Origin of the sequence: Marinospirillum minutulum DSM 6287, from assembly GCF_000422325.1 — a bacterium.
Lineage (GTDB): Bacteria > Pseudomonadota > Gammaproteobacteria > Pseudomonadales > Halomonadaceae > Marinospirillum > Marinospirillum minutulum.
In genome coordinates, this window is record NZ_AULO01000009.1 from 85,849 (window position 1) to 106,081 (window position 20,233).

The 20,233-nt window shown below is 44.2% G+C and carries 21 protein-coding genes and 2 tRNA genes; 18 read left to right on the plus strand and 5 right to left on the minus strand.

Annotated elements, in window-relative coordinates:
* Positions 1-49: 49 nt before the first annotated feature.
* The 6 genes from H571_RS13900 to H571_RS0102215 all read left to right on the plus strand — a co-directional run bounded on the left by H571_RS13900 (position 50) and on the right by H571_RS0102215 (position 7,349).
* Positions 50-1,195, plus strand: a complete 1,146-nt coding sequence (locus H571_RS13900) for an efflux RND transporter periplasmic adaptor subunit (protein ID WP_036217285.1) — start codon at positions 50-52, stop codon at positions 1,193-1,195.
* On the plus strand, positions 1,195-3,147 hold the full coding sequence (locus H571_RS0102195; RefSeq protein WP_027847878.1) for a MacB family efflux pump subunit: 1,953 nt from the start codon (positions 1,195-1,197) through the stop codon (positions 3,145-3,147). Before H571_RS13900 ends, H571_RS0102195 begins: the two co-directional genes overlap by 1 nt.
* 2 nt (positions 3,148-3,149) lie before the next feature.
* Complete coding sequence (locus H571_RS0102200; protein ID WP_027847879.1) at positions 3,150-4,517, plus strand: efflux transporter outer membrane subunit; 1,368 nt, start codon at positions 3,150-3,152, stop codon at positions 4,515-4,517.
* Positions 4,518-4,843: 326 nt separating this feature from the next.
* On the plus strand, positions 4,844-5,224 hold the full coding sequence (locus tag H571_RS0102205; protein ID WP_027847880.1) for an SMR family transporter: 381 nt from the start codon (positions 4,844-4,846) through the stop codon (positions 5,222-5,224).
* Complete coding sequence (locus H571_RS0102210) at positions 5,221-5,535, plus strand: DMT family transporter (RefSeq protein WP_036217287.1); 315 nt, start codon at positions 5,221-5,223, stop codon at positions 5,533-5,535. Before H571_RS0102205 ends, H571_RS0102210 begins: the two co-directional genes overlap by 4 nt.
* Positions 5,536-5,669: 134 nt before the next feature.
* Positions 5,670-7,349 carry a flagellar assembly protein A gene (locus tag H571_RS0102215; RefSeq protein ID WP_027847882.1) on the plus strand — a complete coding sequence of 560 codons (1,680 nt, stop codon included), beginning with the start codon at positions 5,670-5,672 and terminating at the stop codon, positions 7,347-7,349.
* A 24-nt stretch (positions 7,350-7,373) separates the two neighbouring features.
* Here the strand turns inward: H571_RS0102215 and H571_RS0102220 are convergent, their stop codons facing one another.
* Positions 7,374-7,673, minus strand: a complete 300-nt coding sequence (locus H571_RS0102220; protein ID WP_027847883.1) for a YciI family protein — start codon at positions 7,671-7,673, stop codon at positions 7,374-7,376.
* A gap of 58 nt (positions 7,674-7,731) precedes the next feature.
* Between H571_RS0102220 and H571_RS0102225 the strand changes: the two genes are divergently transcribed.
* The 8 genes from H571_RS0102225 to nadA all read left to right on the plus strand — a co-directional run bounded on the left by H571_RS0102225 (position 7,732) and on the right by nadA (position 13,149).
* On the plus strand, positions 7,732-8,577 hold the full coding sequence (locus H571_RS0102225) for a PHP domain-containing protein (protein WP_036217289.1): 846 nt from the start codon (positions 7,732-7,734) through the stop codon (positions 8,575-8,577).
* Between the two features lie 11 nt (positions 8,578-8,588).
* The gene (locus tag H571_RS0102230) at positions 8,589-9,212 is read left to right on the plus strand and encodes an L-threonylcarbamoyladenylate synthase (RefSeq protein ID WP_027847885.1); all 624 of its coding nucleotides are present in this window, start codon (positions 8,589-8,591) and stop codon (positions 9,210-9,212) included.
* Between the two features lie 3 nt (positions 9,213-9,215).
* Complete coding sequence (locus H571_RS0102235; protein ID WP_027847886.1) at positions 9,216-10,034, plus strand: segregation and condensation protein A; 819 nt, start codon at positions 9,216-9,218, stop codon at positions 10,032-10,034.
* The gene (gene scpB / locus H571_RS0102240) at positions 10,031-10,771 is read left to right on the plus strand and encodes an SMC-Scp complex subunit ScpB (RefSeq protein ID WP_027847887.1); all 741 of its coding nucleotides are present in this window, start codon (positions 10,031-10,033) and stop codon (positions 10,769-10,771) included. Before H571_RS0102235 ends, scpB begins: the two co-directional genes overlap by 4 nt.
* A 35-nt stretch (positions 10,772-10,806) precedes the next feature.
* A complete protein-coding gene (gene rluB, locus H571_RS13905) occupies positions 10,807-11,700 on the plus strand; it encodes a 23S rRNA pseudouridine(2605) synthase RluB (RefSeq protein ID WP_051168083.1) in 894 nt (297 codons plus the stop codon).
* A gap of 69 nt (positions 11,701-11,769) precedes the next feature.
* Positions 11,770-11,844, plus strand: a tRNA-Lys gene (locus H571_RS0102250).
* A gap of 37 nt (positions 11,845-11,881) precedes the next feature.
* Positions 11,882-11,956 (plus strand) — tRNA-Lys (locus H571_RS0102255).
* Between the two features lie 158 nt (positions 11,957-12,114).
* Positions 12,115-13,149 (plus strand): quinolinate synthase NadA, encoded by a 1,035-nt coding sequence (gene nadA / locus H571_RS0102260; RefSeq protein ID WP_027847888.1) that lies wholly within the window; start codon positions 12,115-12,117, stop codon positions 13,147-13,149.
* A 61-nt stretch (positions 13,150-13,210) separates the two neighbouring features.
* Here the strand turns inward: nadA and H571_RS0102265 are convergent, their stop codons facing one another.
* From H571_RS0102265 to H571_RS13910, 3 genes are read right to left on the minus strand one after another with little or no spacing between them, the layout of a single operon-like run.
* Complete coding sequence (locus tag H571_RS0102265; RefSeq protein ID WP_027847889.1) at positions 13,211-14,008, minus strand: undecaprenyl-diphosphate phosphatase; 798 nt, start codon at positions 14,006-14,008, stop codon at positions 13,211-13,213.
* A gap of 20 nt (positions 14,009-14,028) precedes the next feature.
* On the minus strand, positions 14,029-15,126 hold the full coding sequence (locus tag H571_RS0102270) for an AI-2E family transporter (protein WP_027847890.1): 1,098 nt from the start codon (positions 15,124-15,126) through the stop codon (positions 14,029-14,031).
* Position 15,127: 1 nt separating this feature from the next.
* Complete coding sequence (locus H571_RS13910; RefSeq protein WP_051168084.1) at positions 15,128-15,403, minus strand: sulfurtransferase TusA family protein; 276 nt, start codon at positions 15,401-15,403, stop codon at positions 15,128-15,130.
* Between the two features lie 63 nt (positions 15,404-15,466).
* Between H571_RS13910 and H571_RS0102280 the strand changes: the two genes are divergently transcribed.
* Complete coding sequence (locus H571_RS0102280) at positions 15,467-16,915, plus strand: M48 family metalloprotease (RefSeq protein WP_084482620.1); 1,449 nt, start codon at positions 15,467-15,469, stop codon at positions 16,913-16,915.
* Positions 16,916-16,935: 20 nt separating this feature from the next.
* Here H571_RS0102280 and H571_RS0102285 read toward each other — a convergent pair whose 3' ends face one another.
* Positions 16,936-17,403, minus strand: coding sequence for a peroxiredoxin (locus H571_RS0102285; protein ID WP_027847892.1), 468 nt, complete (start codon positions 17,401-17,403; stop codon positions 16,936-16,938).
* Positions 17,404-17,550: 147 nt separating this feature from the next.
* On the opposite strand from H571_RS0102285, the gene dapA reads away from it, so the two are divergent.
* Genes dapA through H571_RS0102300 form a run of 3 tightly spaced genes read left to right on the plus strand, consistent with a single transcriptional unit; the run spans position 17,551 to position 20,200 of the window.
* Positions 17,551-18,435 (plus strand): 4-hydroxy-tetrahydrodipicolinate synthase, encoded by an 885-nt coding sequence (dapA, locus tag H571_RS0102290; protein ID WP_027847893.1) that lies wholly within the window; start codon positions 17,551-17,553, stop codon positions 18,433-18,435.
* Positions 18,432-19,418: an outer membrane protein assembly factor BamC gene (locus H571_RS0102295; protein WP_027847894.1), complete on the plus strand. Its 987-nt coding sequence runs from the start codon at positions 18,432-18,434 to the stop codon at positions 19,416-19,418. Before dapA ends, H571_RS0102295 begins: the two co-directional genes overlap by 4 nt.
* Complete coding sequence (locus H571_RS0102300; protein WP_036217299.1) at positions 19,415-20,200, plus strand: MBL fold metallo-hydrolase; 786 nt, start codon at positions 19,415-19,417, stop codon at positions 20,198-20,200. Before H571_RS0102295 ends, H571_RS0102300 begins: the two co-directional genes overlap by 4 nt.
* Positions 20,201-20,233: the final 33 nt, after the last annotated feature.

Sequence of the window (20,233 nt, forward strand, 5' to 3'; positions counted from 1 at the left end):
GGCTTAGAGTTTACAGGATTATGCAGTTAGTTAAGGAAATTCCAGCATTATGGCGCTTTCTAAAAAGAAGAAATGGGCAGTTTTTAGTTTGGTTTTATTGCTGCTAGTTGCAGCGGTGGGTGCTTGGTGGTTTTTTAGTAGTAGTGAAAGCGAACAGCGTTTGCCAACCGCCAAGGTGACACGGGGTAATTTACAAGAAAGAGTAACCGCCACCGGCACGCTTAACCCTAAAAATTACGTGGATGTGGGCGCACAAATCTCCGGCCAGTTGGTTCACCTGCATGTAGAAGTGGGCAGTGAAGTAGAAGCTGGTCAGCTTTTGGCAGAAATAGATGCCCGTGTTTTAGAGGCTAATGTAGCGGCCAGTCGTGCCCAGTTACGTGCGCAAGCAGCACAATTAAGAGACCGTAAAGCGCAGTTAAAATTAGCGGGTCAGCATTTTGAACGTCAAAAAATGCTACGTAAAGATGAAGCCGTCACCGAAGAAACTGTGCAGCAGGCCGAAGCGAGTTTTATTTCTTCTCAAGCCCAAGTTGAGCAGCTAGAAGCACAAATTGAACAGAATCAATCTTCATTAGCTGCCGATGAAGCCAACCTAGAGTACGCTCGTATTCTTGCCCCCATTAGTGGCACGGTGGTTTCTATTAATGCACGCCAAGGACAAACGCTGAATGCGAATCAGCAAGCACCGTTAATTTTGCAAATTGCTGACTTGTCTAAAATGCGGGTAGAAACCCAAGTCTCTGAAGCGGATATCAGCCGTTTAACTATCGGAATGCCGGTTTATTTTACAACGCTTGGCAGCCAAGGTGACCGCTGGCAGGGCAACTTGCTGCGGATAGAACCTACGCCTGTGGTTGAAAATAATGTGGTGCTTTATAACGCGCCCTTTGATGTAGAAAACCCTAAGGGTAAGTTATTACCGCAAATGACTGCGCAGGTATTTTTTATTGTGGCAGAAGCTAAAAATGCGTTGCTAGTGCCTACGGCAGCCTTGCAGCGAGAGGGTAAAAATTACCAAGCCACGATTTTGCACCCAGATGGCCGCCAAGAAGTTCGCCAAATAAAGGTGGGGGTGAATGACCGAATTCAAGCAGAAGTGTTAGAAGGTTTAAACGAAGGTGAAGCACTTTTACTGCAAACTGGTGCAGTAGCTAAGCCGGGCGCTAACCGTATGCCGGGAATGATTCGTTAATGGATAAGCAGGATAAGCAAAGAACGCCTTTAATTCGGCTAGAAAAAATCACTCGTAGTTTTAGCAATGGCGACCAAACCCTGCAAGTGCTTAAAGGGATTGATTTAACCATTAGTGAAGGCGAGTTTGTTGCCATTATAGGTAGTTCGGGTTCAGGCAAAACCACGCTAATGAATTTGCTGGGTTGTTTAGATAGACCCACTTCAGGCGAATATTGGTTTCGTGGTCAAGCCGTTAGCCAGCTAACAAAAGATGAACTGGCTCACCTGCGCCGTGATGCGTTTGGTTTTGTCTTCCAAAGTTATAACCTGCTCCCGGGCACACCAGCGGTTAATAATGTGGAATTACCGGCTATTTATGCTGGGCAGCCACCAGCTAAACGCCGAGAAAGAGCCTTGGAATTATTAGACCGCTTAGGATTAAGTGATAGAACAGGGCATTTGCCGGGGCAATTATCGGGCGGCCAACAGCAGCGAGTTTCCATTGCTCGTGCCTTAATGAATGGTGGGCAAATTATTTTAGCCGATGAACCCACGGGCGCTTTAGATACTAAGAGCGGCGTGGAAGTGATGCAGCTTTTAAAAGAGCTGTCGGCACAAGGCCATACCCTATTACTAATTACCCACGACCCTGAAGTAGCCGCCCATGCCGACCGTATTATTGAAATACGTGATGGTGAAATTATCAGCGATAAAAAATCGGCTAATACGCCTTCACCCAAAGCTCGTCTGCCTTTACCCACACCTGCCAAAGAACAGCCGCTACTGGATATTTGGGAATCGACCAAAGCGGCTTTTACAGCGCTGCACCGTAACCTGTTTCGTACCCTATTAACCTTGCTAGGTATTGTGATTGGTGTGGCATCGGTGATTGCCATGTTGGCAATAGGTGATGGTGCTAAAAAAGAAATTGTGGACCAAATTAGCTCCTTAGGTAGCAACTTATTATTAGTTCGCCCTGGCGCACCTAACCAGCGTGGGCGCTGGAGTATAGCCACCCTAGTGCCTGAAGATGTCGAAGCCATTAACTTGGAAGTGCCTAATTTAATTGCCGCCATTCCAGAGCTAACCGGTAACCAAACGATTCGCTACGGTAACCGGGATAAAAGCACCAGCATGAATGCCACTTCGACCCACTTCCCTTTAGTTAGGCAATGGCCGGTTGCTGAAGGCACCTTTTTTAGTGAAGAAGACGAAGCGCTTTATGCCACGGTTGCTGTATTAGGTAAAACCGTAGCCAAAGATTTATTCGGCAAGCAATCACCCTTGGGTGAATATGTGATGGCTGGTGGCACGCTTTTGCAAGTTATCGGTGTGATGAGCGAGCGGGGTGCTTCGCCTATGGGGCAAGACCAAGACGATGTGGTGCTCTTGCCTTATAGCACCGGCAGCTTGCGTATTTTTGGGCAGCGGTTTTTGCGTAATGTAACGGTAGCAGTCGACGATGTAAGCCAGATGGATGCGACCCAAGATAGAATTTTTGAATTAATGCTAGCAAGGCATGGAACGGAAGATTTCCAGATTCGTAATATGGCTTCGTTAATTGATAGCGTAACGGCAACTCAAGATACCTTTACGCTTTTATTGGGTTCGGTAGCGGCCATTTCGTTATTGGTTGGCGGTGTGGGCGTGATGAATATTATGCTGGTTTCAGTAAATGAGCGTACCCGAGAAATTGGTATACGTTTGGCGACAGGTGCACGCACCCGCAATATTTTGCAACAGTTCTTAATTGAAGCCTTAACCATTTCTGCTTTTGGCGGTGTTATTGGTGTGGTATTAGGTTTAGGTACGGCTTGGCTAGTGGGCTATTTAGGCACCACGGTTTATTTTTCTGTTTTCCCTGTGGTACTGGCGTTTACTTGTGCTTTTGCCACGGGGCTTATTTTTGGATTTTTACCGGCACGCAAAGCGGCGCATTTAGATCCTGTTAAAGCTTTGTCTTCGGAGTAGTAGTGATTAAATTATTGGTAATAAGTGCAATGCTAGTGCTGTTAACTGCCTGCGGTTATAACCCTAAGCAGGAAACTTTACCGCTTGAATTAAGTGCAGAGTGGCAGGCAGCAGAAGAATCGACCCTTGAATACACGGCTGCTACCAGTGATTGGTGGTTGTCTTTTCAATCCCCACAATTAAATGAATTAATTGCCAAGGCCTTAGAGGCTAGCCCCGATTTATTAATGGCCCAGCAACGTATTTTACAAGCCGAAGCCCAGCTAGGTATTATCCGTGCTAATGCTTTGCCTAGCTTGGATGCCAGTGGTTCGCTGGGTTTTAATAAGCAGCTAGGCGAATCGGGCAATAAAAAGTCATCGGGCTTGGGTTTAAGCACCAGCTATGAAGTTGACTTGTGGGGCAGGGTGGCGGCGGAGCGTTCGGCCAGTGAAGCAACTTTAGCTAGCAAGGTGTATGACTGGCATGCCACCCGCCTAACTTTAACGGCTGCGGTGGCCAGTAGTTGGTTTAACTGGTTAGTTATTGATGGGCAGCTTAAAAATGCCCATTGGTATTTGCAGGCCGCTGAGCAACAGCTTGAATTTGTTGAAGCAGGCTATAAGCGTGGCAGTACCACTCGGGTAGATTTAGCCAAGCAGCGCAAACAAGTATTAACCCGCCAAGCCAATTTGAATAAATTAATTCATCAACGCCTTGCTGCCAGCAATGCTTTGGCAATTTTGCTAGGCGAAGTGCCACAAGGTTTTCAGCCGCCTCAAGGTAACTTGGTAGAGTTAAGCGTTCCACGCCCCAACCCTGGCTTGCCGACAGAAATATTAACCCGCCGCCCCGACCTTGCCAGAGAAGAAGCTATGTTAAGGGCGGTGGATGCCAATATCGCCGTAGCAAGAAAAGCCATTTACCCCAGCTTAAGCCTGAATGCTTCGGCCAGATTAGCTAGTGATACGCTAAGTTTGAGCGACCCAACTAAAACCTTCAGTCTAGGTGCTGGTATAACCCAAAGCATTTTTGATTTTGGTAAGCGCCGCCGTCAAATTGAATTAAGCGAAGCAAGGCAAGAAGAAATGCTTTTAAGCTATTACAAGACGGTGTTAACTGCTTTGGCTGAAGTGGAAGATGCGTTAAGTAACGAGCAGCTAAGCCGTAAACTTGAAATTCAGCAACAACAGCTTATTGAAGAAAACCGCATTATAGCAACCAATACAGCACGGCTTTATGACGCTGGCGCTGAAAAACTAACCAACTTGTTAGATGCTCAGTTAGATGAATTACAAGCAGAAGACCAGCTGCTAGTGCTTTACCAAGACCGCTTGAATGCCAGCTTAAATTTATACAAGGTTTTAGGTGGTGGTTGGCAGGCAGACTAATAAAGTTATTTTAAAACGGTGAATTATTCAACTTAAACTAAATCCCCAATTTTGCTTGTGGCTGTGTTATACTTCTTTGCATCTTAGTCACTTTCAGGAATTTATGTTTAGTTGCAGCCTTGGCTTCAGCACCTCTCTAACACCCCATCTTTTTGAAATCACCTGGCGCGGTGAGCTCTAAAGCACTCCCTGCTTTGCCTCATCTTATTGTTGTAACTAGCCGTTGTATTAAAGTTCAAAAAGTTTGGAAGGCTCTAAAAAAGCGCTGCATTATTTAGCCACCTGCTAACAGTGTTTTTTCAGAGACTCCCTCAAGGGGTTTTAAAATGTATTATTGGATAATGCTTACTTTGGCTGTTCTAGCTGAAGTTACTAGTACCATAGGCATGAAATTTGCCGCCACCACTTCACCTGCTCTTGGCTATTTGTTAATGGCGGTGATGATTTCCTTCTCTTTTTATGCCTTCTCGCGTGCAGTTATTCGTATTCCTCTAGCAGTGTCTTATGCTATTTGGGAAGGTTTAGGCTTATTCCTTATTGGCCTTTCTGGTGTCGTTTTTTTTGGCGAACACCTAAAGCCAAACGAAATACTTGCCGTTGGTATTATGATGTTTGGTCTAATGTTGGTGACCTTTGATAAAGGCCATACAGTTGAAGATGAGAAAGCACAGCAGCCCGTTAAACTTGCACAGGAGATTTCAATATGATTATTCCTGTGTCTTTATTGTTGGGTTCGGTTTCTTTAGACTTGGTTTCCCTTTATTGCATCAAGCGCTCTAAAGGTTTTAAGCGAGTAGCCTGGGGTATAGCTGGTCTAATATCAATCATAGCTGCTTTTATACTGCTTAGCTTTGTTGTGCGTTATATGCCGCTAGGTATCGCTTATGCCATTTGGGGAAGTTTAGGTGTATTGGGTACAGTGCTGATAGACCGTTTTATTTTTAACTCCCGCTTAGGTAAGCAAGGGTTAATTGGTGTGGCATTTATTATTATAGGTATTGTTGCCCTACAGCTATAATGAGTAGTCCAGTTGCTGATTACTGCACCTACTTTGATTTAAGTCGCTTGCTAGGTGTTTATAGTATTAAAAAAACATGTTAGCTTGAGCTTAACTTTACTAGTCTCTGTAGGTGTTTTGAAAAGGGTGGTTTTATGGATAAAAAAGCCGATAGTGATAACGCTGCACCTGCTGAACTGCCAACTTTTCAGCAGCTAGGGATGGTTTTTAGTGTTAAAGACAACCACGAGCTGTGGGTAGAATTTAACCCTCTAGAAACAACCCGTGAATTAAGCATTGAACAGTTCGCAATGCTTGTCTTTGAAGCTGGTTACCTACCAGAAGACTACCCACTTATTTCTGCCAATGTGGCTGTATTGCTTGATGCTGTAAGGCGCAAGCAGCCTCAGTTATCCTGCGTTAGTATCCCTCAAGATGCCCGTGTCGATGTATTCCTTAGTTCTAATAAACTTTTAGCTGGAATGGTGCTTTATGGTGCTCAGGGCAAGGGGCAAACCTTAACAAGCGAAGCGATAGACCTAGCACTTAAAAAAGCTAAGGTGAGTCATGGCTTAATAGAAGAAGCTTTAGATGAGCTTTTAAGTCCAGAGCGTGCTGAGGCTTTACGAAATACGAGTGATGTTTACTGTACTGTTGTTGCTTATGGTGAAAGCCATCAGCATGGTGAAGATGCAAGCTTAGAGGTATTAGTTGAAGATGCTTCAGATCGCCGCCCGATTGAAGATGATCAGGGGCGAGTGCATTACCTAGAAAAAGGTGACTTCCCTTATATAGAAGAAGGCGAACCCTTGTTAAGGCGTTACCCGCCAACTAAAGGTACGCCTGGCATGAGTGTGCAAGGTAAAACTATTCGTGCAAAAGATGGTAAAGATATTCAATTTCGCATTAAAGATGCCAGTGTTAAAACCGCTGATGATGATGAAAACCTGTTAATCGCCGCTACTGCTGGAATGCCAGTACTTTATGATAAAGGTGCGCAGGTAGAAAATACGTTAAAAATTGAAAATGTAGACTTATCCACTGGCCATGTACGCTATAGAGGCAGCGTTGAAGTTAAAGGCGATGTGCGTGATGGTATGCAGGTTGTTGCAACTGGCGATATTAAAATAGCAGGTGGAGTAGATGCTGCCTTTATTAAAGCAGGCGGTCATATCGAGGTCATAGGTGGTGCTATAGGGCACAAAGATGCTGAGTATTTGACTGAGAAAGCAGCACTTAAAGCAGAATACAGTATTAAAGCCCGTTTTGCGCATGAGGCCGTTTTAGAGGCGGGTCATGAAATTATTATTAGCAATCAGGTAATGCATTCTCAACTAACGTCAGGCAGTTTTATTCAAGTGTTGGGTAAAGGGCAGGTGGTTGGCGGTAGTATGAAGGCTGTAGATTACATAGAGGTTAGTACTAGTGGCGCAGTTGCCTACAATGAAACCTTGTTAGAAGTAGGTGAGTGTGACGAGCTGCAAGCTCAGTACACCGCTTTGTTAGCCATGCTAAATAAAATTGATGATAGAAAGTATAAGCTAGTTGAATTGGCGCGTCAGGTTCGTCAAAAAGGTCGTGCTGAAATTATAAAAATGAAAGATAAGTTAATTGCCACCAAAGAAAAAATTCAGTTTGAAGCACGGGAATTAAATACTTCTTTAACCACTGTTGAGAGCCAGCTAAAACGGTTTTATGCCGCTAAGGTAATAGTGAATCGTCGTGCTTATCCGGGCACTAAAATTAAATTGGCTGGATCAGAATTTGATGTCACCCGTGAGTTAGATAAAATTACCTTCTTCTTACAAGACGGGCAGGTGCAAACCCGTCAGTAGTAAAAAGAAGGCCTAGCCTTTAGTTTAGGGTAGTACTTTTTTGAAGGGTTTAATGCTGACCTGCTGGTAAACGCCCGCTGCAACATAAGGATCAGCATCTGCCCAATTTTGTGCCGCTTCAAGGCTAGCAAATTCCGCAACAACTAAGCTGCCAGTAAAACCTGCCTCACCAGGGTTCTCACTAGCTATTGCAGGGTGGGGGCCAGCTAATAATAAGCGTCCTTCATCACGTAAGGCTTCTAAGCGAGCAAGATGCTCTGGTCTAGCCTGCATTCTCTTTTCTAGCGTACCGGGTTTGTCTGTACAGATCAGTGCGTAAAACATTCAACTTTTCTCCTTGCAAAAATGTTAATCTGAGTGCTTTAAAAAACCAGTGAGCCCTATGTCGTTAACTAGTCAACAATGTGATTATCACATGCATTCTACTGCATCGGACGGTTCGCTTAGTCCGACAGAGCTAATGGCTTTTGCTGCCGAGCAGGGGCTTAAAGAGTTGGCGCTGACCGATCATGATACCTTTGACGGTCTTGCAGAAGCTAGCATTGCTGCAGAACAGCAGGGTATTCGCCTTGTCTCTGGTATGGAGTTTTCCTGTAGCTGGCTAGGAATAACAATCCATCTAGTTGCATTATGGCCTCAAGGGTTAACAGTTGCCGCACAGGATTTAGCAGCGGTACAGGCTAAAGCACGTTGGAGTAGAGCAGAACAAATTATTCAAAGGCTAGCAAAAACAACCGCACCCCTTGAGTTAGATGAAGTTCTAAAATATTCTGCTGGGGGTGTGCCAGGGCGTCCTCATTTTGCAGAAGCCATGGTTGCAGCAGGTTATGTAACTAACCACAGTCAAGCTTTTCGTAAATGGTTGGGTAGTGGTAAATTAGGCGATATTAAAAACCACTGGAAGCCTTTAGCTGAAGCGGTTCCTTGGTTGGTAGAGGCAGGCGCCTTTGTGAGTTTGGCGCATCCACAATATTATAAATTAACGCGCAGCAAACGTAAGCGCTTAATCGTAGCTTTTGCTGAAGCAGGTGGTCAGGCAATTGAAGTGGTGAGTGGACAACAAGACCCACAACAAACACAAAGCTTATTACGTTTAGCCGAAGAGTTAGAGCTTAAACTGACTTGGGGTAGTGATTTTCATAGCCCAGGTATTATTTGTCCTGCCCCCGGTCGTTATGCTGCCTTGCCTGAAGCTTGTGTTCCTATAAGCCAAGTATTTAACCTTTAGGGTAATTTTTTATGAGTCAATATTTTGAAATACACCCAGAAAACCCACAACAGCGACTAATACAGCAAGCGGTTGCTATTTTGCGTAAGGGTGGCGTTATTGCCTACCCAACAGACTCTGCTTATGCGCTAGGCTGCTGTGTGGGTGAGAAAAAAGCGGTAGAACGCATTAAGCGTATTCGTGAACTAGATGACAAACATAACTTTACCTTAATGTGTGCCGACCTATCTGATTTATCTACCTATGCCAAGGTCGATAATACGGTTTTTCGTATGCTAAAAAATGCCACGCCAGGGCCTTACACTTTTATTTTGAATGCTACCAGCGAAGTGCCACGCCTTTTAATGCACCCTAAGCGTCGTACTATAGGTTTGCGTGTTCCAGATCACGTGCTTACACGTGCTCTGTTAGATGAACTAGGCACAGCAATGATGAGCGTAACGCTGATAATGCCTAATGAAGACTTGCCCTTGTCAGATGTAGATATTATTCGTGAGCGTTTGGGTAAGCTGGTTGATTTAGTGATTGATGGCGGTGCTTGTTCTATAGAGCCAACTTCAGTTATTAATCTTTGTACTGGTGTGCCTGAAATTACGCGTGAAGGCCGTGGCGATCTTTCCGCTTTTGGTGGTTAATTAATGCAGCAAACCACTGCCGAGCCTATTCAGCTAGAGCTTTTAGCAACCGTTGATGGTGAGCCTTATACGCAACTACCGGATGATTTGTTTATTCCGCCTGAAGCTTTGCAAGTGTTTTTAGAGACCTTTGAAGGTCCTCTAGATTTACTACTCTATTTAATTCGCAAGCATAACCTAGATATTCTAACCATTAATGTGGCTGAAATTACCCGCCAATACATAGGTTATTTAGATTTAATGCAAGACTTGCAAATAGAGTTGGCGGCTGAGTATTTGGTAATGGCAGCGCTACTAGCCGAAATTAAATCACGTAGTTTGCTGCCTCGTAGTACAGAGGTGGATGAAGAAGAGGAAGGTGATCCGCGCGCTGAATTAATACGTCGGCTATTAGAATATGAGCGTTATAAAACAGCAGCAGAGCGATTAGATGCCTTGCCTCGGCAAGAAAGGGATACTTTTTTAATTGATCCTGAACTGCCAAGCCTAGAGAGTCGAGTTATTCACCCTGAGGTGGAATTACAAGAAGTGTTATTAGCCTTTGCCCGTTTAATGAAGCGTTCCGACAGACTGGTTCACCACCAAGTAAGCCGTGAGCCACTTTCAACCCGTGAACGCATGTCGCAAGTGCTCGACTATTTAAGTAAAGCAGATAATTACCTAGCCTTTGATGCACTATTTGATTTAACAGAAGGTCGCCAAGGGCAGGTGGTAACCTTTATGGCGTTGCTGGAACTGGTTAAAGAACAGTTGGTTGAGCTGGTACAAACGCAGCTTTTTGCAATGATTCATGTACGTTTAAAAACTGAAACCTCGCTATGAATGCGTTTTCTTTGCAAGATTTAACACGTGTTGTACAAGCTTTGTTGCTGGCAGCAAAAGAGCCTTTGTCCTTAGAGCGCATAGCAGCAGTATTTGAAGAGTATCAGCGCCCTCAGCCTGCTAAACTAAGCGAAGCCTTGGCAGTTTTGCAACAAGAAGCCGAAGGGAGCAGCCAAGAACTAATTGAAGTGGCCAGTGGTTTTCGTTATCAAATTAAAGCAGATTATGCCCCTTGGGTAAGCCGTTTATGGGAAGAAAAACCACCCCGCTATTCACGTGCGCTGTTAGAAACCTTGTCTTTAATTGCTTATCGGCAACCCGTAACACGAGGCGAAATTGAAGATGTACGCGGCGTGAGTGTGAGTTCACAAATTATTCGCACCCTAGAAGATAGGGAGTGGATACGTGTGGTTGGCCATAGAGAGGTACCCGGTCGACCTGCACTTTATGCAACGACACGGCATTTTTTAGATTATTTTAATTTAAAAAGTTTAAATGAGTTGCCTGAACTCGATGAACTAAGAGAATTGGCAGCCAGCGAAGAAAAAGAATGGCAAGATGATTTAGATCAAGCACCAAGATCGCCTTTATTAGATTTACCCGAAGATGAAAATGATGCCCTAGATGAAGCAAGTGATCCCACAACTGTGGGTGATTTGCTTGAAGAAGATTTACCTGAGGTTAAAGAACTAACCTTTGCAGATTTAACACAACGCTTTGAACCCAATGGAGAATAATTCTCCACCCATTTCCCTACCGTGTGTGAACACCCATGAAAAATAAACAATATTTTGATAAATCAAAGAAAGAAGCAGTAGAAGTAACCCCAGAGAAAACGGAAAAACTACAAAAAGTGCTGGCGCGTTCTGGTATGGGTTCACGCCGCGAAATGGAAACCGTGATTGAAGCAGGTTTAGTTACCATTAATGGTCGTACTGCTGTTTTGGGTGATCGTATTTCTGGGCAAGACCGAGTCACCGTTAAAGGCCGCCCAGTGACGCTGAAGGCAGAAGATGATCTACCCCGTAGGGTAATCATGTATAACAAGCCAGAAGGCGAGCTGGTGACGCGTAAAGACCCTGAGGGGCGACGTACCGTCTTCGACCACCTGCCCCGTTTGCGTGGGGAGCGCTGGATAGCCATTGGTCGTTTAGATATAAACACAGCTGGACTATTGTTATTTACCAATGATGGTGAGTTAGCTAACCGCCTTATGCACCCTTCGCATCAAGTAGAGCGTGAATATGCGGTGCGCGTTATGGGCGAAGTGACCGATGAAATGTTAGATGCCATGCGAGAAGGGGTAATGTTAGAAGATGGCTTAGGCCGGTTTTCTGCCATTGAACTAGTCGGTGGTGAAGGCATTAACGTTTGGTACCATGTGGTGATCAACGAAGGTCGTAATCGTGAGGTTCGCCGCTTATGGGAATCCCAGGGTGTAACAGTAAGCCGCCTAAAACGTGTACGCTATGGCAATATTTACCTAGATAAGCGTACTAAAATGGGTGAATGGATAGAATTAACGCAAGCAGAAGTTGATGACCTTTCTGCCTTGGGTGGCTTGGCTAAAAAATCAGTCGAAGCTATACCTACTGGGCGTCCTGGTCAAAAAAATCGTGGTAATTCACGCAAGCCAGTTCATGCCATCGGTCGTAGAAATAAATAAAAATTGGCTTTTTTCAGTTTAGGGGGTTGCAAGCGACTGAAAAAAAGCTATTATATGCGCCGCGTTAAGGGGTCGTTAGCTCAGTGGTAGAGCAGTTGGCTTTTAACCAATTGGTCGAAGGTTCGAATCCCTCACGACCCACCAACGCAAAACCTAAGTACAGGTAAAAGTACACAAATTTGGGTCGTTAGCTCAGTGGTAGAGCAGTTGGCTTTTAACCAATTGGTCGAAGGTTCGAATCCCTCACGACCCACCAAATTTTAGAAAAAGGCTGCCTTTAAAAAGGCGGCCTTTTTTTATTCTGGTCAGTATAATTATTTCTTACTAGAAATAAGCTTGTATTGGGTCACTTCTTGGGCGTTATGTTATGATTCAAAATCAACCCATTACTAAGAACAACGATATTCGCCTACGATGAACAGTGTTTATGATCAGTTACTGGTGCGTGAGCACCTTTCCCGCGCCACCCCTTCTGCAAGTCTTACTGACTTAGAGGAGACAGCACTGCGTGAGCAGGTGAAGCAACTGCTTGTCGACCATAATGCTGTGCTAATTGCGCATTATTATACTAGTCCAGTCATTCAGGCTTTAGCAGAAGAGACGGGTGGGTTTATTGGTGATTCACTTGAAATGGCACGTTTTGGTGCCCGCCACTCAGCACAAACCTTGGTTGTTGCTGGTGTGCGCTTTATGGGTGAAACAGCTAAAATTTTATCACCCGAAAAACGCGTGTTAATGCCAACCCTAGAAGCAACCTGCTCGCTAGATATTGGCTGTGATGCAGATGAATTTAGTCAGTTTTGTGATGAGCACCCTGAACATACGGTCGTGGTTTACGCTAATACCTCGGCAGCCGTTAAAGCACGTGCAGACTGGGTGGTCACCTCTAGCATTGCCTTGCAGGTGGTTTCCTCCTTGCACAAGCAGGGTAAAAAAATACTTTGGGCGCCTGATAAGCACCTAGGTGATTACATTTGCCGTGAAACAGGTGCAGAAATGCTGCTTTGGGATGGCGCTTGTATTGTGCATGAAGAATTTAAAGCTAAAGGCATTTTAGATTTAAAGAAAATTCATCCTACCGCAGCAGTATTGGTTCATCCTGAGTCACCTGCCAGCGTTGTGGATGTTGCCGATGTAACTGGCTCAACTAGCCAGCTACTTAAAGCGGCTGGTGAACTGCCTAACGACACACTTATAGTGGCAACAGATCGCGGCATTTTTTATAAAATGCAGCAAGAAAACCCGAGCAAAACCTTTCTAGAAGCACCCACCGCAGGCCAGGGTGCTACTTGTCGTAGCTGTGCTCATTGCCCTTGGATGGCAATGAATAGCTTAGAACGCATGGCACGCTCTTTAAATGAAGGAAGCGATGAAATTCAGATAGCCCCTGAGTTGATTCAAAAAGCACTTCTACCCTTGCAGAAAATGCTCGATTTTCCTAAAGGCTAAAATAGAAAAGGGGAAGCTTAAGCTTCCCCTTTTTCTTACTCAGTTTTAACCCGCCCATTAACTAAACAAAAAACACCAAAAGCAAAACACCCAGTAGTAGTCGATAGATTACGAAGGGTAGTAGGCCAAATCGATCCAACAGACGTAAAAATAAGTGAATACAGGCTAGAGCAGCAATAAAAGCAATTAGGCTTCCTGCAAGCGTATGGCTTATTTGTGTTTCACTACCCGTTTGGTAAAGCTCTAAGCCTTTAAAAAGCCCAGCAGCCATAATTAAAGGAATGGATAGCAAGAAGCTAAAGCGTGCAGCCGCTTGACGAGTTAAGCCCAGCATTAAGGCAGCAGTAATGGTAATACCTGAACGAGATGTGCCCGGAATTAAGGCCAAAGCCTGAGCAAGACCTATCCAGACAGCATCACGCATTTTTATTTGGCTTTCATCACGGTTACGGCGACCTTTAATGTCTGCCCACCAAAGCAGCAGACCAAATAGCAAGGTGCTTAAACCTATTACCCAAGTAGTCCGCAGGTTTAATTCAATAAAGTCATTAAATACCAAGCCTGCAAAACAGGCTGGAAGTGTGGCAATAATTACAGACCAAGCCATAAGGCTTTCTTGGCTTTGCTGGCGATTAGCTAGGCTAGCAAACCAAGCTAGTGTCATTTGACGAATATCTTTATTGAAATAAAGCATGACAGCTAGCAGCGTACCAACATGAACCGCTACATCAAAAGCCAAGCCTTGATCGGCCCAACCAAAAATTTGTGCGGGTAAAATTAAGTGCCCAGAGCTAGAAACGGGTAAAAATTCAGTTAGCCCTTGTATTAGGGCTAACAAAGTAACCTGAAACCAATCCACTGTTTATTTCCTTTTTAAAATTAATTTAATTTGGCCAATTGAGCAGGTGGTTCGTTTTCAGGATAGAAGGCAGTGGGCCAAGCATTAAAAATTGCTTTAAGCATGGTGGCTAAAGGAATGGCAAAAAACACGCCCCAAAAACCCCATAAACCCCCAAAGAAAAGCACCGCCAAAATAATAGACACTGGGTGCAGATTAACAGCTTCAGAAAACAGCAGTGGTACTAGCACGTTGCCATCTAATAATTGAATAACACCATACACACCAATTACCCACATAAAATCGCTGCTAAAACCAAACTGAAAAAAGGCAACCAGCGCTATGGGTAGGGTTGCAACTGTTGCGCCTATGTAGGGAACGAGAACAGACAAGCCTACCAATAAAGCGAGTAGTTCTGCGTAGTTAAGTCCGAGCAGGATAAAACTAACCCAACTGACACTTGCTACAATCATAATTTCTAAAACCTTGCCTCGAATATAATTGGCTATTTGGGCATCAATTTCATGCCAAACTTGAGTCATTAAGGTTCTTTTGTTGGGCATCAGTGAGGTAATAAAACCGACTAGCTGCTGCTGATCTTTAAGCATAAAAAATACCAAAATTGGTACTAAAATAAGGTAAATAAGCCAAGCAATAAGGTTGGGGATATTGGAAAGAGAAAAGGAAACAAGGGTTTGCCCTAGCATACGTATGTCATTAACGACTTCATTGAGAATGCTGCTTGCCTGTTGTTGTGTAATGAGTTGTGGATAGGCTTCATATAAATGATCTATCCAAACTTGAGTCGCACGCAGCATAACGGGCAGCTCTCTTACAAGGCTAAGTAGTTGGTTCCAAAGAAGTGGAAAAAGCCAGAAAATTAGTGCTAGTAAAATACCTAAGAAAAGACTAAAAGCAATTAAAACAGCAGGAAACTGCGGCACTTTTATACGTTTTAAAGGCGTTACTATACCTTGTAATAAATAGGCGAATACAACAGCGCTAAGAAAAGGTAGTAACATAGCACCAAAGAAAAATAGTGCGGTAAAGAAAAACACTAGCAATAATGCAAAAATAACTGCTTCTTCATCAGAAAAATAACGGTGTAGCCAATTAAGTGTTACATCACGAAAAGACATGCTATTCCCCTTTTCGTAATAAAAAGTTAAAGGTGCTGCCTGCTTTCTTACGCAAAACTAGCTGATGTGAACTAAGGTTGGCGTAGCTGACAAAATCATCCCAAGAGCCAGGGTCGGTTGCTTGAATAAACAAGACTTGCCCCACATCTAGCTTATTAAGGCACTGTTTAGCTTTAAGTAGTGGTAAAGGGCAGCTTAAATTACGTGCATCTAGGTGCTGGTCATAGCTTAGTGTTAAGTTATTATTGTCTACAGCTGAACTATTTTCTGAATTCATGAGGCCTTACCTTGTCTTATAGAAAGTGCTTTGACACTCAAGTCATTACCAGAAAAGCTAACAATGCATCAAAATAAAATAGTGATTTACCTAGTGTGTGCTTTGCTTTTAACTTTTCCGCTGCAAAGTATAACAGCAGAGGCGCCTGAATTGCCTAGTCTTGGGTTATCGAGTTCCTACGATATTAGCCTGAATCAAGAAAAGCTATTGGGGCAGGGCTGGCTAAGGCAATTTCGTGCTCAAAGCAAACTCTACAACGACCCTTTAACACAAAACTACCTTGAGCGCTTAGTTCAGCATCTAGCTACTTGGAATCAACACCTAGAAATGAAAGACCTAGATGTTCTGCTTGTTGATCAGCGCCAATTAAATGCCTTTGCTGTGCCCGGTGGGGTGGTGGGTGTTAATACAGGCTTGTTTACCTTTGCGCCCTATGAAGATGAGTTTGTTTCAGTGTTAGCACATGAATTAGCACACATAAGTCAGCGCCACTTTGCTAGGCGAGTACAAGCATCTCAAGATATTCAGTGGAAAACAATGGCGGGTTTATTGGCCGGTATTCTAGTTGCTAGTCAGGGTCATGCGGATGCAGGAATAGCTGCCATTGCTGGAACGCAAGCTGCGGCAATTCAAAGCCAGCTAGCTTGGAGCCGCGGGTATGAACAGGAAGCTGATCGCATAGGAATGGAAACCTTGGTTGCAGCTGGCTATGCACCAGAAGCCATGCCACAAATGTTTGCCCAAATGCAGCGGTTAGCTAGTTTAAGTGGTCGTCCACCAGAGTTTTTGCTAACTCACCCACTTACCGAATCGCGTATTGCCGACGCGCAAGCAAGGGCTGACCAGCAAACCAAGCCAGCGGTTAGAGTAAGAGGCAAAGATTACGAAATGCTTCGTGCTCGGGCTATTTTTCACCAGTATCCAGATGCAGATGATGCTTTTAGCTTGTTTTCAAGGCAGCAAAGTTCAGCTGAGTCTTTACTCTATGCCAAAGCCTTAAGAGCTAAGTCGAATAAAGACCTAGAAGCCTACCTTGCTTTTATCGCTGAACTGGCAAACAAAGAACCTGATTGGTTGTTGGTGCAGTACCTAAAAATTGAAGCCTTGGCTGAAATTGAAGACTGGGCAGCTGCTACAGAAAAATTAAATGATCTATTGCGCTATGCCCCAGACTATTACCCAGCTCAGCAGTTACAGGCAGATCTATTTAGTCGCCAGCAGCAGTGGGATAAAGCACGTCGTACTTTACAGCAACTTAGCCAAGCCAGGCCCAAAGACCCAGCTATTTGGTTTCAGCTAGCTGAAGCGGCAGGCAAGGTTGATAGGCAAATTCAACTGCATCAGGCAAGAGCAGAGTATTTTCAATTAACTGGGCGCTTTCGCCAAGCTTTTGATCAGCTAGACCTAGCTTTAGAACAAGCAAGATTGCAAAACCAACCTTGGGTAGTGCAGTCCTCTATTCGAGAGCGGCGCAGGGATTTAGAAAACCTGCGCAGCCTAATGGAAATGTAACGCTAGTTTAAAAAAATAAGTTAAGAAGTTGCTTGTGCAGCCTCTAAAACTTCTTGCACATGGCCTGGCACTTTTACTTTGCGCCATTCCTGAACTAACTTGCCTTCTTCGTCAATTAAAAAGGTGCTACGTTCTATACCCAAGTGCTCTTTGCCAAACATTTTCTTTAGCTTTAAAACATCAAAAAGTTTACACAGGGTTTCATCTTTATCACTGATAAGCTCAAAAGGAAAACTCTGCTTAGCTTTAAAGTTTTCATGGCTTCTAAGGCCGTCACGAGAAATACCAAACACTAGGGTATTTGCTGCTTGAAAGTCACTGTACAGGTCGCGAAAATCACCACCTTGGTTAGTACAGCCTGGAGTGCTATCTTTAGGGTAAAAATAAAGAACTACTTTTTTACCTTTTAAGTCAGACAAGCTAACTTGTTGGTCGCTAGTCGCTTCAGCGGTAAAGTTGGGTACGGCTTGGCCTAGGGTTAAACTCATTTTTTAGCTCCATAATCAGGCAAATTAACTGATGGGTTGGCGTTAGTGTTTTTTAATATAGCATAGACCCCATTTTCTGCTTGAGACTAAGTGCTTCAGCAGTGACAATAGAGAACAAGTTTTATTTCTGAATTTTGGAGACGCGGCATGATTAAAGGCAGCCTAGTAGCTTTGGTAACGCCCATGACAGTGCAAGGTGAAGTTGATTGGCCTGCATTAGATCGTTTGGTAGATTTTCATTTAGAAAACGGTACCGATGGCATAGTTGCCGCTGGTACAACAGGTGAACCTTCTACACTTAGCTTTGAAGAACACTTTGAAGTGATACGCCGTGTAGTGGCACGTGTTGAAGGAAAAATTCCTGTTATAGCTGGCACGGGTTCTAACTCAACCAAAGAAGCCATCGAACTTACCCGTTATGCCAACAAAGTGGGTGTAGATTACTGCTTAATTAGCACACCCTACTACAACAAACCAACACAAGAAGGCTTGTACCTACACTATAAAGCCATTGCTGAAGCCAGTGATTTACCCATTATTCTTTATAATGTGCCTGGCCGTACAGCAGTAGATATGCACAACGAAACAGTGCTTCGTTTAGCAGAGCTAGATAAAATTGTTGCTTTAAAAGATGCCACGGGTGATTTAGAACGCGGCAAGGTGCTCATTGATGCCGTAGCCGGTACGGGTTTTCAAATTTTCTCTGGTGATGATGCAACGGCTTGTGAGCTTATTCTTATGGGTGGAAGCGGTAATATTTCTGTTACAGCTAACGTGGCACCCAAGCAAATGCACGAGATGTGTGCAGCAGCTATGGCAGGCGACACTAGCAAGGCACACCAAATTAATACGCGTTTAATGCCCTTAAACACAGGCTTGTTTGTTGAATCTAACCCTATTCCAACCAAGTGGGCACTTTACGACATGGGCTTAATCGATTTAGGAATACGCTTGCCATTAACGCCTTTATCAACCAAGTACCACACAACAATTCATGAAGCACTGCAGCTAGCTGGAGTTATACAAAAATGAATTTAGGTAAACTGTCGCTGCCTCTACTTTTGGCGGTAGGTTTGATTGCAGGGTGCAGCAGCAGTGAATACCGAGATCGCAATACTGATTATCACGATGCTAAAGCGGCAAGCAATGACTTGCCTGCTAGCTATCCTGAGCAGGATGCGATGCCTTTTGCCAAAGCTAACCGAAGCATAGGTCAAACAAGCGATGAAGCACCTCGACCTGAGCCTTTAAGGGTAATGGATGAAGGTGAAAGCTTGGTTATTGAACGTGCTGACGATGAAGGTGCTTGGTTACTGGTTATGCGCAGCCCGAGTGAAGTCTGGACAAGTTTGCGTGCCTTTGCAGAAAGTCGAGACTTGCCTCTAGTTGCTGCTAGTCCTCGCCGTGGAGAGTTAACCCTAGCTGAAGACCCAGAAAGCCGCTTGCCAGCACAGAGAATTAATTTACGGCAAGGTGTACGCCGCGGTACTTCAGAAATTCGTCTTCACTCTTATCAAGCAGGGCAAAATTTACCTTGGAATGACTATGATCGTAGCCGTTTAAAATCCATGGCTGAATTTCTAACTGCCAGTTTAAGTGAATCGAGCACCAGCGTTTCTTTGCAAGCCCAGTCTTTGCAAGATAATCAGCTAGTTCGCTTAACAGACCGTGATGAACGTCAAGTGCTTGTTTTACAGCTAGAGTACGAGCGAGCTTGGTCAGAACTGGTTAACTTATTAGATGATAAATTTACCGATGACTGGCAAAAACTAGAAGATTTAAACCGTAGCGAAGGCCGCTTATATATTCGTTATGTACCTAAAGCTAAGCGTCCAACTGGTTTTTTTGCACGCCTGTTTAGCCAAGGTCCCAAGTCAGATGAGCACTATTACCAGTTATTTTTATCTGAGTACCATCAAGAGCTAGATTTAATTTTAGAAAGTGCACCAGGTCAAGCTGCGCCTAAAGAGGTGGAGTTAGAACTCTTAACCTGGCTGGAGCGGCAGCTGCGTTGATCAAAAGCCGTAAAATTAGATTTGCTTCGCTAGGTAGTGGTAGTAAAGGCAATGCAACCTTAGTAAGTTGTGGTGAAACCCATTTGTTAATAGATTGTGGTTTTGCTATGAAAGAAACAACTAGGCGTTTGCAACGCTTGGGTGTAGAGCCAGCAGAGTTAACAGCCGTACTAATAACGCACGAACATGGTGATCATATTGGTGGTGCGGGTGCGCTAGTTAGGCGCTACCAACTGCCCCTTTATACAACCAATGGTACCAAGATTTCTGGTCGGTTTAATGGGGAAGTGCCCGATTGGCGTGCAATTAACCCTGAGCATTCTTTTGCTGTGAAAGATTTAGAAGTCTGGCCAGTGACCGTACCGCATGACGCTAGAGAACCAGTGCAGTTTGTAATAAGCGACGGGGCTAATCGTTTAGGTGTATTAACCGATTTAGGCAGTATTACACCTCATGTGGTGCGTCATTTCCAAAGCTGCCAAGCTTTGGTGTTAGAGGCAAACCATGATCCAGACATGTTGGCTCGCGGCCCTTACCCTGTTTCATTAAAGCGTAGAGTGGGTGGTGATTTTGGCCATTTAAGCAATCAGCAAGCCGCCGATTTCTTAACACAAATAGAAACTGATAAACTGTCTCACCTAGTCGCATCGCATCTAAGTGAACAAAATAACGATCCCTACTTAGCTTGTTCTGCTTTTGCTAAGGCAGTAAATACCACGCCTGATTGGATAACCTTGGCTAATCAGGAAGAAGGTTTTGGCTGGCGAGACATTCAAGCCTAGTAATTAATTAATGACCTACCTTTCCGGAGACAT

What these genes read in the sequence shown, in the direction of transcription:
- H571_RS13900 (WP_036217285.1), top strand. Translation starts at nt 50, where the DNA reads ATGGCGCTTTCTAAAAAGAAGAAATGGGCAGTTTTTAGTTTGGTTTTA.
- H571_RS0102195 (WP_027847878.1), top strand. Translation starts at nt 1,195, where the DNA reads ATGGATAAGCAGGATAAGCAAAGAACGCCTTTAATTCGGCTAGAAAAA.
- H571_RS0102205 (WP_027847880.1), top strand. Translation starts at nt 4,844, where the DNA reads ATGTATTATTGGATAATGCTTACTTTGGCTGTTCTAGCTGAAGTTACT.
- H571_RS0102210 (WP_036217287.1), top strand. Translation starts at nt 5,221, where the DNA reads ATGATTATTCCTGTGTCTTTATTGTTGGGTTCGGTTTCTTTAGACTTG.
- H571_RS0102215 (WP_027847882.1), top strand. Translation starts at nt 5,670, where the DNA reads ATGGATAAAAAAGCCGATAGTGATAACGCTGCACCTGCTGAACTGCCA.
- H571_RS0102220 (WP_027847883.1), bottom strand. Translation starts at nt 7,673, where the DNA reads ATGTTTTACGCACTGATCTGTACAGACAAACCCGGTACGCTAGAAAAG.
- H571_RS0102225 (WP_036217289.1), top strand. Translation starts at nt 7,732, where the DNA reads ATGTCGTTAACTAGTCAACAATGTGATTATCACATGCATTCTACTGCA.
- H571_RS0102230 (WP_027847885.1), top strand. Translation starts at nt 8,589, where the DNA reads ATGAGTCAATATTTTGAAATACACCCAGAAAACCCACAACAGCGACTA.
- H571_RS0102235 (WP_027847886.1), top strand. Translation starts at nt 9,216, where the DNA reads ATGCAGCAAACCACTGCCGAGCCTATTCAGCTAGAGCTTTTAGCAACC.
- scpB (WP_027847887.1), top strand. Translation starts at nt 10,031, where the DNA reads ATGAATGCGTTTTCTTTGCAAGATTTAACACGTGTTGTACAAGCTTTG.
- rluB (WP_051168083.1), top strand. Translation starts at nt 10,807, where the DNA reads ATGAAAAATAAACAATATTTTGATAAATCAAAGAAAGAAGCAGTAGAA.
- nadA (WP_027847888.1), top strand. Translation starts at nt 12,115, where the DNA reads ATGAACAGTGTTTATGATCAGTTACTGGTGCGTGAGCACCTTTCCCGC.
- H571_RS0102270 (WP_027847890.1), bottom strand. Translation starts at nt 15,126, where the DNA reads ATGTCTTTTCGTGATGTAACACTTAATTGGCTACACCGTTATTTTTCT.
- H571_RS13910 (WP_051168084.1), bottom strand. Translation starts at nt 15,403, where the DNA reads ATGAATTCAGAAAATAGTTCAGCTGTAGACAATAATAACTTAACACTA.
- H571_RS0102280 (WP_084482620.1), top strand. Translation starts at nt 15,467, where the DNA reads ATGCATCAAAATAAAATAGTGATTTACCTAGTGTGTGCTTTGCTTTTA.
- H571_RS0102285 (WP_027847892.1), bottom strand. Translation starts at nt 17,403, where the DNA reads ATGAGTTTAACCCTAGGCCAAGCCGTACCCAACTTTACCGCTGAAGCG.
- dapA (WP_027847893.1), top strand. Translation starts at nt 17,551, where the DNA reads ATGATTAAAGGCAGCCTAGTAGCTTTGGTAACGCCCATGACAGTGCAA.
- H571_RS0102295 (WP_027847894.1), top strand. Translation starts at nt 18,432, where the DNA reads ATGAATTTAGGTAAACTGTCGCTGCCTCTACTTTTGGCGGTAGGTTTG.